The sequence below is a fragment of the Peteryoungia rhizophila genome (assembly GCF_004912145.1).
GTDB classification, from domain to species: domain Bacteria; phylum Pseudomonadota; class Alphaproteobacteria; order Rhizobiales; family Rhizobiaceae; genus Allorhizobium; species Allorhizobium rhizophilum.
The window spans coordinates 63,674-77,986 of sequence record NZ_STGT01000006.1; the positions used below are offsets into that span (position 1 = coordinate 63,674).

Here is a 14,313-nt window from a genome sequence, read left to right on the forward strand (position 1 = left end):
GCAGAAAGCTTTGTTCCCACAATTCCAGGGGGATTGGTTAGCGGCAGTGCACATTGCGGAACACGGGACCGAGAAGCGGCGTTGCGATCCGATCGGCGAGGGGCTAAATCGGTGTCATGAGCGAAGCAAAGAAGATCTCCGACGTCCTGCGTATCGCGGTGGCACAGTTCAATCCCGTTGTCGGTGATGTCACCGGCAATCTCGCCAAGGCGCGTGCAGCCCGGGCCGAGGCCGCCGGGCAGGGCGCGGACCTGCTGCTGCTGACGGAGCTCTTCATTTCGGGATATCCGCCGGAAGACCTCGTCTTGAAACCGGCCTTCCTCAGTACCTGCCTCCAGGCCGTGGAAGCGCTCGCCTTAGAGACTGCCGATGGTGGCCCGGGCGTGATCATCGGCTTTCCCCGGCACGGTGAGACGGGCCGGCACAATTCGGTCGCCATTCTCGACGGCGGCAAGATCGTCGCGATCCGCGATAAGGTGGACCTGCCGAACTACGGCGAGTTCGATGAGAAGCGTGTGTTCAATGCGGGCGAGATGCCGGGCCCCGTCAACTTCAGGGGCGTCAGGATCGGCGTGCCGATCTGCGAGGATATCTGGGGCGATCTCGGCGTGTGCGAGACGCTGGCGGAATCCGGCGCCGAAATTCTCCTGTCTCCCAATGGTTCTCCCTATTATCGCGGCAAGGTCGATGTGCGGCATCAGGTGGTGCTTCGGCAGGTTATCGAGACTGGGCTTCCGATGGTCTATGCCAACCAGCTCGGCGGCCAGGACGAACTCGTGTTCGACGGCGCGAGCTTCGCCTTCAACGTCGACAAGATGCTGGTCTTCCAGATGAGCCAGTTCGAGGAAACGCTCTTTGTCTCGACCTGGAGGCGGACGGCTGATGGCTGGCGCTGCGACCAGGGGCCGATGTCGCGCATTCCGGAAAAGGAAGAGGCCGATTACCGCGCCTGCGTGCTGGGCTTCCGCGACTATGTGAACAAGAATGGCTTCAAGAGCGTGGTGCTCGGTCTCTCAGGCGGCATCGATTCCGCCATTTGTGCTGCGATTGCCGTCGATGCGCTCGGCGAAGAGCGCGTCCGCACGATCATGCTGCCCTACCGCTATACGTCGGAAGAGAGTTTCGCGGACGCAGAGGCCTGCGCCAAGGCGCTGGGCTGCCATTACGACATCGTGCCGATCCAGGATCCTGTCGAAGGCTTTCTGTCGTCACTCTCGGAAATGTTCGAGGGCACCGAAAGCGGCATCACGGAAGAAAACCTGCAGAGCCGAACGCGCGGCACGATCCTGATGGCCGTTTCCAACAAGTTCGGCTCGATGGTCGTGACAACAGGCAACAAGTCGGAAATGTCGGTCGGTTATGCGACGCTTTACGGCGACATGAATGGCGGCTTCAACCCGATCAAGGACCTCTACAAGATGCAGGTCTACGGGCTGTCGGCCTGGCGCAACGAGAATGTTCCGCCGGGGGCTCTCGGGCCCTCGGGTGAAGTCATTCCGGCCAACATTCTCTCCAAGGCGCCCTCTGCGGAACTGCGACCCAACCAGACGGACCAGGACTCTCTGCCGCCCTATCCGGTGCTCGACGATATTCTCGAATGCCTCGTCGAAAAGGAAATGGGCGTCGACGAGATCGTCGCAAGAGGTCATGACATCGCGACGGTGCATCGGGTCGAGCACCTGCTCTATCTCGCCGAATACAAGCGGCGCCAATCGGCACCGGGCGTGAAGATCACCAAGAAGAATTTCGGACGTGATCGACGCTATCCGATCACGAACCGTTTCCGGGATCGCGCGTGAGCGTGGACATGCAGGACAGTGAGTCACGGATCCCGATGCCTGATTTCACGGCGGCGGAGCGCAGCTATATTATTGCCGTTGCGGCAGATGATAGCCACGACAATGGCGTATATCGCACGCTCTCGGGCGCGGCCTACTTCCTGCCTTCCGTCGCGATTGGCTGTTACGGTCTGTGGGAAGGAAGCTTCAAGATGCTCGGCATTGGTTTCCTGACCATGATCGTCAGCCTGGCCTGGGGTTTCTACACCGAGTGGCGCGGCAGCCACCACGAGCGAACGGGGCGGGCGATCGCCGCCAAACTGCGCCAGGCGATGGAAAATCGCTCAGTCGCCGATTGATAATTCCAAGGAGACGATGATGCGCAGTTCGGTCGAGATCTACGATATGACGACACGCGAAAGCGAGGTCGTCTGGCAGACGGAAGACCTCGTCGAGGCACCCAACTGGTCTCGCGACGGCGAGTTTCTCGTTATCAACGGCGATGGGCTGCTGTACGCCTTGCCGCTGGACGAAGAGGATGTGGAGCCGGAGCCGATCGACACCGGCTTCGCCGTCCGGCTCAACAACGACCACGGGATTTCGCCTGACGGCGCCTCGATCGCCTTTTCAGACCATACGCTCTACGGCAAGTCCTGCATCTATATGCTCGGTGACGGAGATGAGGAGCCGCGACAGGTGACGACGAACATGCCGTCCTATTGGCATGGTTGGTCGCCGGACGGGACAGAACTCGCCTATTGCGGCGAGCGGAATGGCGTCTTCGACATCTACACGATCTCGACGAAGGGTGGGGCCGAGCGCAGGCTCACTTGTGGCGAGGGACACAATGACGGTCCCGACTATTCGCCGGACGGTCAGTGGGTCTATTTCAATTCCAGCCGTACCGGCACCATGCAAATCTGGCGTATGCGCACGGACGGCACGGGGCTCGAGCAGCTGACCTCCGACGGCCATAGTGACTGGTTTCCGCATCCCTCGCCGGACGGAGGCAAGGTGCTGTTTCTTTCGTATGACGCCGATGTATCCGGCCATCCTCGCGACAAGCAGGTCCGGCTTCGGCTGATGGATGCCGATGGCGGCAACGTCGAGACCCTGTTCGAGTTTTTCGGCGGGCAGGGTTCGATCAATGTCCCGAACTGGTCGCCGGACGGCTCCGCCTTCGCATTCGTCCGGTACTTCCCAACAACGGACTGACGCTGTCGCATTTGGCCTGTCGCTGCTTGCTGCTTCAGGATAGAAATCGTCTGTCAGGTGCCTGCCGTCGGCAGGAGAATCGGGAAGCCGGCGCAATTCCGGCACGTGCCCAACGCTGTGAGGCTGACATGACGCGCAGGGGGAAACCCGGCCACTGGAGCGATCCGGGAAGGCGCGCGTCCTGGATGATGCCCAGTCAGAAGACCGGCCTGGCAAGATAGACCGAACCCGCGCGGACGGCGGGTGGTTGCGCATTGTGGGGATTACGATGCACGACGATCCGAACGAGTTTCTCGTCCGGACAGCAGCCTTTGTCGATGAGGACAAAGACGCCGTCTACCGGGCCATTCATACGCGACGCGACGTTCGCGACCAGTTTCTTCCTGATCCATTGCCGGATGCGCTCGTGCGCAGGCTGCTCGAGGCGGCCCATGCGGCACCGTCGGTCGGCTTCATGCAGCCGTGGAATTTCCTGCTGATCCGAAGCGCTGAGAAGCGTGCTGCGGTGTGGCAGGCATTCGCCCGGGCGAATGCCGAGGCCGAGCAGATGTTTCCGGAACAGCGCCGAGGCACCTATCGCGCGCTGAAGCTCGAAGGGATCCGAAAGGCGCCGCTCAACATCTGTATCACCTGTGATCCGGATCGAGCTGGGCCGGTGGTTCTCGGGCGCACCCATGATCCGCGAATGGATGCCTTCTCGACGGTCTGCGCGATCCAGAACCTCTGGCTTGCGGCGCGGGCTGAAGGCGTCGGCCTCGGCTGGGTCAGCATCTTTCACGAGGCGGAGCTGAAGGTCATTCTCGGCATTCCAGACCGTGTGCAGATCATCGGTTACCTCTGCCTCGGATTTGTCGATGAACTCTACTCGGCGCCAGAACTCGAGGTGAAGGGATGGCGCCAGCGTCTGGCGCTCGATGACCTCATCTTCGAGGAGCATTGGGGCGCTCAAGCCACCGAACCTGTCACTCCTGCAGCGGTTGCGGGCCCGGCGCCGCAGGGTTCCTGAGGTCTATCGTGCCCTTGTCCTGAGGCAGAAAAGCCGGGCCGACCCGGCGCACGCTCAGGCTCGCCTCGTCCAGATCGCGCTCTGGAGCGGGAGGAGTGGCCATCGGGACCGGCGGCTTCGTTTTCGGGCCGACATTCATGATGGACGACTGGTAGTCGGGAACCGCCGGGCGTGGGGTCATGCGCTGGTAATATTGCTGCATGTTGCAGCTGCAAGTCGGCTCCGTACCCGTTCGGCGATTGCGGTAGAGAAAGGCGTTGGGCAGGTCGCGATACGGTCTGCCGGTGACCGCCGAGACCATGTCAACGGTCTCGCTGCGTTCGGGCGCGTGGAAAAAGAGTTCGGTCTCCGTGCCCGGACACATCTGCTGGCATTGGGCTGCATCCCGCCCGAAATTCATCGCCGATGTCTGAGAGGATATGGGAAAGAAACCACCGTCACAGGTGCGGACGCAAAGCGTGCGTACATTGCCAGTGGGCATAAACCCAATCTGGGGCGGCTCGTCGGAATAGGCCGCTTCCGCTTCCCGGTCCGGACGATAGGGCTCTTGCAAGCTATCGAGATAGGGGATGCGTTCCGCTTCTTCCGGATAGGCCATTCCGTCTGGGTCGCAGCCATTGGCTTCGAGGGCGGTCACCAGAGCCGCGCGCGCATCGGCCACGCGGCTCTCACGAAGATCCGACAGCCTCGCCGCGAGTATGTCGCGGTTCGCTTCCATGCGGGAAATCGCCGTCGCAAGTTTGCCGCAGTCATTGCCGCCATCGGGGCGGATCTGGACGATGGAAGAGGTCAGGCAGCGGAGCCGCCGCTGGTCCTGACGTGCCTTGCGCAGTTCGAGGTTTTGCTGCGCGATTGCACTCGCATAGCTGTTGATTTCGGGCGAGGTGCCGCCCTCTTGAACGAGGACCAGGCGATCGCGCAGCCGCTCGCACAGCGCCGAAGCGTTTGCTGCGGTTGGCAACAGGCTGCCCAGAACGACGAGCATCGTGATGGAACTGACTTTGCTGCTCGGCAAAACTTGCATTTCCGTTGTCGCTTGCAGGGACAAGACAACCCTGATCGCCTGTAAGATAGCGGAGCGGCACCCAAAGTAAAATGACAGATGAGTTGGCGGTCGCGGTTTGCCGTGCCGCGACCGCCGTGCGCCGGTCAGGCGGCCTGGGCCGCAGTGAGCGTCATCGGGTGCTCCAGCACGCTGCCCTCGATCGCAGCTATTGCCTTCATGCGGTCGAGCAAGTCCTGGGAGACCTCCCAGGAAACCGCGACCGCTTGCACGAGCCCGATGCGCTTCGCCTTGCCGAGCCGCATGCCCGGGCAGCCCATGCGCTTGAACATGCGCTCCAGGAAAACATCGGTCACGGTCACGATATGGCTGAGGCCGGAGGCGAGGCCCAATTCACCGACGCCGCACATGAGTTCCGCGGCTGCAATGGTCACTTGGTTGCTGGCGCGGTCCTGCGAGATTTCCGGATCGATGCAGAAACGGCTCGATTCCCAGATCTCGGCACTGCGGATTTGTGGGCCGTCGCCGAGCAGGACCGGAAACGTGTCGTCGAGCATGTTGGGTCCGAGTGTCGGCAAGAGACGGAGCGAGCCACGCAACCGCCCCGCCTCACCGTAGGAAAGGACGTAGAGCGGATTGGCCCGATCGTAGTCGTCGATCTCCCAGGCGTTGCGAACCTGGACGTCCCAGCCCAGCAGGTCGTGAAAGACCTTTTTTCGCAGCCTGTGCATGGCGTCGATGTCCGGGGCGAACTGGTTTCGACGTGTGCCGTTGATGATCCTGATCATGGGCTTATCCTTCTTTGAGGGATGGAGCCGGCAAGATGCGGTTCAGCAAGGCCTTCTGAAACTGGCGGTGGCGTCCAGTTTTATGATTGCAATCTGTGATATAGTAACGGGTTCAGCTCGGTTTACGGCGTCTGGCGCTCTGCAAGACGGGGGATCAGATCCCTCCAGGCAGCTTCCGCGACGGCCTGGGCATTGTTGACGACGTCGAGCTTCTGACGGGCGTTCGCCATGAAGTGGCGGATCGTGCGTTCCGATATTCCGAGGATGACCGCCGTCTCCCAATAGCTCTTTCCGGCAGCGATCCAGGCCAATGTCTCGCGCTCACGACGGGTCAGCGGATGTTTGCGGGCCATCCCGCTGGGGTCGAGGCGGTGGGATCGGGCAATTCGGGCGTTGAAGATGGCGCCGAGGCTGAGGAAGTCGCGATCATAGACGCGACGCCAGGTCGCGATTTCCTCTGCAGTGGTTGCAGTTTCCACGAGAAGGCAGCTGTGGCGGCCGGGAACGGCTGGTAACGGATATCCCAGGAGCAAGTCGCCGCCACGCTCGGTGCCGTCCCAAGAGAAGAGCTGGACGGGTTCCAGCGTCGAAAACACCCTCAGCAGCTGCTCCATGGCCGGTTTGCCATGAAGGCTGCGTGCGATCTGCTGCGTGTTGCGCCGCTGGCTGTGCAATATGTGCTGCGGGCGGAGGCGTCCATTGCTGACGACAGCATCGAGATAGGTAATTGGCCCCGTCCGATAGGCTTCCTGCAGCCGGGCGAGGAATGCCGGGGGATCGCGTGTCTCCCGCCTGTCCAACCAATCCAACAAATCGAAATATGCCCCCGATTGAACCATCCGCCGCCCCCAGCTTTCCAGGGGAGGCAGTGTCGGGGTTGCAGCTTTGACTTGTCCAGATGGCAAATTTCGCGGCACCTGGCGGCGGATAGGCCCGCCCCGGTTGGAGCCTGCGTCAGTTCGCCGGTTGCGATGCCTCGACTACCGCGAGAGCTGCCATGTTGACGACGCCGCGCGATGTAACCGAAGTAGACAGGACATGTGCAGGCATGGCGGCTCCGAGCAGGATCGGCCCGACATGCAGGGCATCCATCATGGTCCGCATGATCCCGAGCGAGATGTTCGCCGCATCGAGGTTCGGGAAGACCAGAAGGTTTGCCTCACCGGTCAGCGTGCTCTCCGGCATGGCGCGCTTGCGCAGCACTTCCGAAAGAGCCGAGCCACCCTGCATCTCACCGTCCACTTCGAGATCGGGTGCCGCGGTACGAATGATCTCCAGCGCCTGGCGCATCTTCGACGCGCTGGGTGATGGGCGGGAGCCAAAGTTGGAATGCGACAGCAAAGCTGCCTTGGGCGCTATGCCGAAGCGGCGGATTTCCTGCGCTGCCAGCATGGTCATCTCGGCGATTTCCTCGGCACATGGGTCGTCCGTGACGAAGGTGTCGGTGAAGAAGATGGCTCCGCGCTGCGAGATCAGCAGGCTGAGGCCCGAGAAGTCGCGCACGCCTGCGCGCTTGCCGATGATCTGGCGAACGTCGCGGACATGGCGGTCAAAGCGGCCTTCGACGCCACAGATCAGGGCGTCCGCTTCACCACGCTTGACGGCGAGTGCGCCGATGACCGTGGTATTGGTGCGCACGATGGTGCGGGCGGCTTCCGGGTTGATGCCGGCGCGGCCGACCAGCGCGAAATAATCATCGACATATTCGCGGTAGCGCGGATCGTCCTCGGGATTGACTAGCTGGAAGTCGACGCCCGGCCTGATGCGCAGGCCGTAGCGCTGGAGACGGGTCTCGATGATCTGCGGACGACCGATCAGGATCGGTTCGCCGATGCCGTCCTCAAGGAGGACCTGAGCGGCGCGCAGCACGCGTTCGTCTTCGCCCTCTGCGAAGATCACGCGCTTTTTCGATGCCGTCTTGGCGGCCGCGAAGATCGGCTTCATGACGAAACCGGAGCGGAATACGAAGCGGTTCAACTGGTCGAGATAGGTGTCGAAATCCTCGATCGGGCGACGGGCGACGCCGCTGTCGGCTGCCGCCTTGGCGACGGCCGGGGCAATGCGCAGGATCAGACGCGGATCGAAGGGCGAGGGAATGAGGTAATCGGGGCCGAAGGTCGGGGTTTCACCTGAATAGGCCTTGGCGGCCACTTCCGAGACTTCCTCGCGGGCAAGGGCCGCGATGGCGCGCACGGCGGCCATCTTCATTTCTTCATTGATCGTGGTCGCACCGCAATCGAGCGCGCCGCGGAAGATATAGGGGAAGCAGAGGACGTTGTTGACCTGGTTCGGAAAGTCGGAGCGACCGGTGCAGATCATGGCGTCGGGCCTTGCGGCGCGCGCCTCCTCCGGCATAATTTCCGGCTTCGGGTTGGCGAGCGCCATGATCAGCGGCTTCGGCGCCATGCGGGCCAGAAGTTCAGGCTTCAGGACGCCAGCCGCCGACAGGCCGAGGAAGACGTCGGCGTCGTCGATGCTTTCGGCGAGCGCCCGCTTGTCGGTTTCCTGCGCGTAGACTTCCTTCCAGGGGTCCATCAGCTCGTTGCGGCCCTTGTAGACGAGGCCTTCGATGTCGTGCACCCAGATGTTCTCGCGTCTGGCGCCGAGGATCACCAGAAGATTGAGGCAGGCAAGGGCGGCAGCACCGGCACCGGAGGCGACGATCTTGACGTCTGCGATCGTCTTGCCGGCGAGTTCCAGCCCGTTCAGGATGGCGGCCGCGACGATGATGGCCGTGCCGTGCTGGTCGTCATGGAAGACTGGAATGTTCATCTTGGCGCGGAGTTGGTCCTCAACCTGGAAACATTCCGGTGCCTTGATGTCTTCGAGGTTTATGCCGCCGAAGGTCGGCTCCAGTGCCGAAATGGTCGAGACCATGTCGTCGACGCCGGGGGCATCGATTTCGATGTCGAAAACGTCGATGCCGGCGAATTTCTTGAAGAGAACGGCTTTGCCTTCCATGACCGGCTTTGATGCGAGCGGACCGATATTGCCGAGACCGAGGACAGCCGTGCCGTTGGAGATGACTGCGACCAGGTTGGAGCGCGCCGTGTAATCGTCGGCTGCGGCCGGGTCGTCCTTGATCGCGAGGCAGGGCGCTGCGACGCCGGGCGAGTAGGCGAGGGCCAGGTCGCGCTGGTTGCCGAGCGGCTTGGTGGCCTGAATTTCCAGTTTCCCGGGACGGGGATAGCGGTGGTAGAAGAGCGCCTGTTCGTCGAGATCAGCGGTCGGGTTTGCAACTTGCGGCTTGTTTTTGTCCTGAGAAGTCATCGGTTCACCGGCAATTCCTGTCTTCATACACTCCCTGCCGTCATACACGAATTGGCCACGAGTGGTAGACTTTAGTTCCGTGATCCCCTGCCTGCGCGGATAACACGCCAGAACCGCGTTTCAACCGCAAATCTTCCGATGTCATCTTCCTGCAACACGAGTCTGGTTAAGCGCTCACAAGACAGCGAAGAGGACCGTGCCGTGGAAGACGTAAGCGAAACACGCCATTTCAGGACCCTGTTCATTTCTGACGTGCATCTCGGATCGAAGGCCGCCAAGACGGATTTCCTCCTGGATTTCCTGCGAACGCACGAGGCCGATACCATCATTCTGGTCGGTGATATCGTCGATGGCTGGCGCCTCAAGCGCAGCTGGTACTGGCCGCAGCAATGCAACGACGTCGTCCAGAAGCTGCTGCGCAAGGCGCGCAAGGGCACGCGGATCGTCTACATCCCCGGCAATCACGATGAGTTCATGCGGGATTTTCCGGGCATGCATTTCGGCGGCATAGAGGTCGCGGAGCGCATGGTGCATGAGATGGCCGACGGCAAGAAGTACCTCGTCCTGCATGGCGACGAGTTCGACGTGGTCGTCCGCAATGCGCGGCTGCTCGCCTATCTCGGTGACTGGGCCTATGACACGGCAATTGCCATCAACGTTGTTCTGGCTGCTGTCCGCCGCCGGCTCGGCATGCCCTACTGGTCTTTCTCGGCCTGGGCGAAACTCCAGGTCAAGCATGCGGTCAATTTCATCGGTGAGTTCCAGCGCGTGGTGGCCGATGAGGCACGGCGTACGGAGGTCGATGGTGTCATCTGCGGGCATATCCACCATGCCGTCATGGAGGACATCGACGGCATTCACTACGTCAACACCGGTGACTGGGTGGAGAGCTGCACCGCGATCGCCGAGCATCAGGACGGTCGGCTTGAGCTGATCTCCTGGGGCCACAAGGTGAGCGAGCTCCCGTCACCGAAGCGTGCTTCCAGACTTGTCCCGGTCCTCCTGCCGTCCGGCGTTGCGGATGTAGAGGAAGACGGTATCCGCGCGGCCTGAGCGAAGGTCTGTTGCAAAGGAGCCATCGCTTTCGGCATTCGGGCGGGAAAAGCGCAATTAACGATCCGTAAAGGATTTCTTCCCGTGCGGTGATGGTTATAGTGTGCAGCTATCTGTCACGTGATTTGCGTAACCGGATCTTGCCGGCGCGAATTTGGAAGTAATCGCCACTTTGAATCCGGTTGAGCCTGACAACGCCCGCATCGAGATCGAGGATCAGCCGGACGGCAACGGTCGGCTGATCCGGCTCGTCGGGCTGTGGAAAAACAACAGTCTGAGCGCGATCATCAAATCCGCCGGCCCGCTTGTCGACGACAAAGACGCGCGCTCGGACATCATCGATCTCAGTGGCGTCTCGGGCATGGATACGGCCGGAGCCTGGCTGATCCGGCGTTTCGTGACGGAACGGCGTGAGCAGGGGCGGTCAGTCGAAATCGTGGGTGCTCATCCCGAGATGCGGGATCTCATCGAGGCGCTTCCCGAAAAGGTCACGGCACCGGAAAAGCCTGTCGATCGCCGCACCCGCTTCGAGCGTGTCTTCGAGCCGGTCGGACGTCTCACGGTCAGCCTTTGGGGCGATATGGTCGCGATGATGTTCGTTCTGGGCTCTGCGGTCCGTGGCGCGCAGACCAAGCAGGGTCGCGGCTCCGGCGTGTCGCCGGCTTCCGTCGTCAACCAGCTCGACCACATGGGTGTGCGGGCGGTTCCGATCATCACGCTCATGTCCTTCTTGATCGGCGCGATCATCGCCCAGCAGGGCGCGTTCCAGCTTCGCTATTTCGGCGCTGAGGTCTTTGTCGTCGACCTCGTCGGGATCCTGCAATTACGCGAGATCGGCGTGCTCCTGACGGCGATCATGATCGCCGGTCGTTCTGGGAGTGCGATCACTGCCGAGATCGGCTCGATGAAGATGCGCGAGGAAATCGATGCGCTGAAGGTCATCGGCCTCAATCCGATTGGCGTGCTGGTTTTCCCCCGGCTTGTGGCGCTGACGATCGCCTTGCCGCTTTTGACCATCGTCGCGAACTTTGCCGCTCTCTATGGGGCGGCCGTCGTTGTCTGGGCCTATTCCGGCATCACCTTCGATGTCTTCATTACTCGCCTGCACGAGGCCGTCGATTACTCGACGCTTGCGACCGGTATGATCAAGGCACCCTTCATGGCGCTGATCATCGGGATCATTGCGGCCGTGGAGGGTATGAAGGTCGGCGGAAGCGCCGAGTCTCTTGGCCGCCACGTCACGGCCTCGGTGGTCAAATCGATCTTCGTCGTCATCCTCGTGGACGGGCTCTTTGCCATGTTCTACGCAGCCATCGATTTCTGAGGAGGGCGGGATGAACCAGAGACCCTCCGGCGAGCGCGAGACCATTCTTTCGGTGAAGGACCTGACGGTCGGCTTCGGCGACAAAATCGTGCTCGACAAGCTCAATCTCGACATTTATCGCGGCGAAATTCTCGGTTTCGTCGGCGCTTCAGGCGCGGGCAAGTCCGTTCTCATGCGCACCGTCTTGCGGCTTTTGCCGCGTCGGTCTGGCACCATCCAGATCCTCGGTTCTGACTACGACACGGTGGATGAGGTTAAGCGCACGGCGCTCGATACCCGCCTGGGGGTTCTTTTCCAGCACGGCGCCCTATTTTCTTCGCTGACCGTGAAGGAGAATATCCAGCTGCCGATGCGTGAATACCTGGATCTGCCGCAATGGCTGATGGACGAACTCGCCTATCTCAAGATCGAGCTGGTCGGCCTCCATCCCGATGCTGCAGACAAATATCCGTCCGAACTCTCGGGCGGCATGATCAAGCGCGCGGCGCTTGCGCGGGCGCTTGCGCTCGATCCCGATCTCGTCTTCCTCGACGAACCGACATCCGGCCTCGACCCGATCGGGGCTGCCGAGTTCGATGAACTGATCGCACAATTGCGCGATACACTCGGATTGACGGTCTATATGGTCACCCACGATCTCGACAGCCTGTTCTCCGTCTGCGACCGTATCGCGGTGCTCGGGCAGAAGCGGGTACTGGTAGAGGGGACGCTGGACGAGATGCTCGCCTTCGATGATGCGTGGGTTCAATCCTATTTCAAGGGCAAGCGTGCCCGTTCCATTCCTCGGGCGGAGAATTCCGCCGGACATCCGGTAGAGTAAGCCATGGAAACCAAAGCCAATTACGCCATAGTCGGTTTTTTCACGATGATGGTCATCGGAGCCGCCTTTGGGTTCGTCTATTGGATGGCCGAATATGGCAGAGGCGGCGAGATGGCGCCGCTCGCCATCCGCATTCCAGGTTCTGCCAACGGCCTCAGCATCGGTTCGCCGGTGCGCTTCAACGGCATATCGGTCGGTTCGGTCCGAAATCTCTATATCGACAATGAGGACCCGAATTTCTCGGTGGCCTTCACGGAGGTCCGTGCAGATGCGCCTGTAACTTCGGGTACGAAGGCAATCCTTGAAATCCAAGGGCTGACGGGTGCTGCCTATATCGAGCTTTCGGGCGGTGGTCCGGGATCGGGAGAGCCTATTCTGGCGCGCGCTATCGACACCGGTGAGCCCGCCATTCTGACTGCCGACCAATCCAGCGTCACCAATCTCCTGACCACGGCCGACCGGATCCTGCAGCGTGCCGATGGTGCGGTGGCCGAACTCCAGGGCTTCATCGCTGACGCACGCGCGCCGTTGACGAACACCGTTCGCAACGCCGAGACCTTCTCGAAGTCGCTGGCGGACAATGCAAAGGGGATCGACGAATTCCTGAAGAGCGTCAGTTCGCTCTCCGATTCCGTTTCCGGCCTTTCCGGGCGTCTCGATACGACGCTGGCGGCGGCCGAGGACCTGTTCAGGGCGCTCAATTCCGAAAAGATCGACCAGATCCTCAGCAATACGGAACGGGCGACAGCGAGCTTTGCCGACGCTTCGGGCCGCATCGGCCCGGCGATCGACAGCTTCCGCGAAACGGCAGACACGTTCCAACGCTTCGGCACCAATGCCGACCAGACCCTGCAGAAGGTTTCGGCACTCATCGATGCGGTCGATAGCCAGAAGGTTGGTCAAGTGGTTGACGATGCGTCGGTGGCCTCTGCAGATGCCCGCCAGGCGATCTCTGGGTTCCGTGAACTCGCTGACAGCATCACAGGACGTCGGGACGACATCGACAAGGCCATCGACGACTTCACCCAGCTTGCCAATCGCCTGAACAATGCTTCCACCCAGGTGGACGGTATTCTGCAGAAGGTCGACAGCTTCCTCGGCTCAGGCGACGCCAATTCGCTCAGTGTCGAGGCCCGTCGCACACTCGAATCGATCCGGCTGGCAGCAGAAAACGTCAATGCCCGCATCGGACCGATTGCCGAGAATTTCCAGCGCTTCTCCGCCACCGGGCTGCGTGACATCCAGACCCTCGTCAACGACACGCGCCAGACCGTGCGAGGCTTGAATGACGCGATCACCAATTTCGACCAGGACCCGCAGCGCCTCCTCTTCGGTGGCGACACGGTGAAGGAATTCGACGGACGGACACGCCGATGACGAGAACCATCGAAAAGGACGAGAGAATGCACAGGATCGGCGTCAACGGGTCCACAGAGATGGGCAAGCTTCGACGGCTGCTTCTGACTTCGGTGCTTGTGCCGAGCCTCGGCCTGGGCCTTGCTGCATGTGGGTCCAAGGCCGTCAATGATACGTTCGACCTCACGGCTTCCGCGAGTGATGTCACGACCTCCGCCAGTGCGCGCAACCGACAGCTGCTCGTCGCCGATCCGTCGGCGCTGAAGGCGCTCGACAGCGAGCAGATCCTCGTGCGTGTCTCCGGCGCAGAGATCCAATATCTGTCGCAGTCGCAGTGGAGCGACCGCCTGACGCGTGTCGTCCAGTCCAAGCTCGTGGAGGCCTTCGAGAATACCGGACGTCTCGGCGGCGTCGGTCGGCCGGGGCAGGGGCTGGCGATCGACTTCCAGCTGATTACGGATGTGCGTGCCTTCGAGGTGTCGGCCGAAGGTGCCGATCGCGGCGTGGTCGAGATTTCGGCGAAGTTGCTCAACGACCGGAATGGCACCGTCAGGGCACAGCGTGTGTTTCGCGCTGAAGCGCCTGCATCCGGTTCGGACAATGCGGCCTATGTGGCGGCGCTCGATCAGGCCTTCGCCCGCGTGACCGGCGATATCGTGGCCTGGACGTTGCAGTCGATCTGAACGCGCTCAAGTCTTCT

General features: G+C 61.5%; 13 protein-coding genes and 1 riboswitch. Of the genes, 9 read left to right on the plus strand and 4 right to left on the minus strand.

Features of this window, described 5'->3' with window-relative positions; translation table 11 throughout:
- Positions 1-116: 116 nt before the first annotated feature.
- The 4 genes from E9677_RS21530 to bluB all read left to right on the plus strand — a co-directional run bounded on the left by E9677_RS21530 (position 117) and on the right by bluB (position 3,999).
- On the plus strand, positions 117-1,799 hold the full coding sequence (locus E9677_RS21530) for an NAD+ synthase (protein ID WP_136560116.1): 1,683 nt from the start codon (positions 117-119) through the stop codon (positions 1,797-1,799).
- Complete coding sequence (locus E9677_RS21535) at positions 1,796-2,137, plus strand: hypothetical protein (protein ID WP_136560118.1); 342 nt, start codon at positions 1,796-1,798, stop codon at positions 2,135-2,137. Before E9677_RS21530 ends, E9677_RS21535 begins: the two co-directional genes overlap by 4 nt.
- A 19-nt stretch (positions 2,138-2,156) precedes the next feature.
- Positions 2,157-2,993 carry a TolB family protein gene (locus E9677_RS21540; RefSeq protein ID WP_136560318.1) on the plus strand — a complete coding sequence of 279 codons (837 nt, stop codon included), beginning with the start codon at positions 2,157-2,159 and terminating at the stop codon, positions 2,991-2,993.
- A 38-nt stretch (positions 2,994-3,031) separates the two neighbouring features.
- Positions 3,032-3,220, plus strand: a riboswitch (cobalamin riboswitch).
- Positions 3,221-3,261: 41 nt separating this feature from the next.
- Positions 3,262-3,999, plus strand: a complete 738-nt coding sequence (bluB, locus tag E9677_RS21545) for a 5,6-dimethylbenzimidazole synthase (RefSeq protein WP_136560119.1) — start codon at positions 3,262-3,264, stop codon at positions 3,997-3,999.
- Here bluB and E9677_RS21550 read toward each other — a convergent pair.
- The 4 genes from E9677_RS21550 to E9677_RS21565 form a co-directional block, all read right to left on the minus strand.
- Positions 3,956-5,014, minus strand: a complete 1,059-nt coding sequence (locus E9677_RS21550; RefSeq protein WP_168801292.1) for a DUF2865 domain-containing protein — start codon at positions 5,012-5,014, stop codon at positions 3,956-3,958. The two genes, bluB and E9677_RS21550, sit on opposite strands and share 44 nt — an antisense overlap.
- A 134-nt stretch (positions 5,015-5,148) precedes the next feature.
- Positions 5,149-5,790 carry an acyl-homoserine-lactone synthase gene (locus tag E9677_RS21555; protein WP_136560121.1) on the minus strand — a complete coding sequence of 214 codons (642 nt, stop codon included), beginning with the start codon at positions 5,788-5,790 and terminating at the stop codon, positions 5,149-5,151.
- Positions 5,791-5,912: 122 nt separating this feature from the next.
- Positions 5,913-6,602 carry a helix-turn-helix transcriptional regulator gene (locus tag E9677_RS21560; RefSeq protein ID WP_168801293.1) on the minus strand — a complete coding sequence of 230 codons (690 nt, stop codon included), beginning with the start codon at positions 6,600-6,602 and terminating at the stop codon, positions 5,913-5,915.
- 142 nt (positions 6,603-6,744) lie between these two features.
- The gene (locus E9677_RS21565; RefSeq protein ID WP_136560123.1) at positions 6,745-9,060 is read right to left on the minus strand and encodes an NADP-dependent malic enzyme; all 2,316 of its coding nucleotides are present in this window, start codon (positions 9,058-9,060) and stop codon (positions 6,745-6,747) included.
- Between the two features lie 201 nt (positions 9,061-9,261).
- On the opposite strand from E9677_RS21565, the gene E9677_RS21570 reads away from it, so the two are divergent.
- The 5 genes from E9677_RS21570 to E9677_RS21590 all read left to right on the plus strand — a co-directional run bounded on the left by E9677_RS21570 (position 9,262) and on the right by E9677_RS21590 (position 14,296).
- Positions 9,262-10,113 carry a UDP-2,3-diacylglucosamine diphosphatase gene (locus tag E9677_RS21570; protein WP_136560124.1) on the plus strand — a complete coding sequence of 284 codons (852 nt, stop codon included), beginning with the start codon at positions 9,262-9,264 and terminating at the stop codon, positions 10,111-10,113.
- Between the two features lie 172 nt (positions 10,114-10,285).
- The gene (locus E9677_RS21575; RefSeq protein WP_136560125.1) at positions 10,286-11,437 is read left to right on the plus strand and encodes an ABC transporter permease; all 1,152 of its coding nucleotides are present in this window, start codon (positions 10,286-10,288) and stop codon (positions 11,435-11,437) included.
- 10 nt (positions 11,438-11,447) lie between these two features.
- Positions 11,448-12,257: an ABC transporter ATP-binding protein gene (locus E9677_RS21580; protein ID WP_136560126.1), complete on the plus strand. Its 810-nt coding sequence runs from the start codon at positions 11,448-11,450 to the stop codon at positions 12,255-12,257.
- A 3-nt stretch (positions 12,258-12,260) separates the two neighbouring features.
- On the plus strand, positions 12,261-13,634 hold the full coding sequence (locus E9677_RS21585; protein WP_136560127.1) for an MlaD family protein: 1,374 nt from the start codon (positions 12,261-12,263) through the stop codon (positions 13,632-13,634).
- 59 nt (positions 13,635-13,693) lie between these two features.
- Positions 13,694-14,296 carry an ABC-type transport auxiliary lipoprotein family protein gene (locus E9677_RS21590; RefSeq protein ID WP_168801306.1) on the plus strand — a complete coding sequence of 201 codons (603 nt, stop codon included), beginning with the start codon at positions 13,694-13,696 and terminating at the stop codon, positions 14,294-14,296.
- Positions 14,297-14,313: the final 17 nt, after the last annotated feature.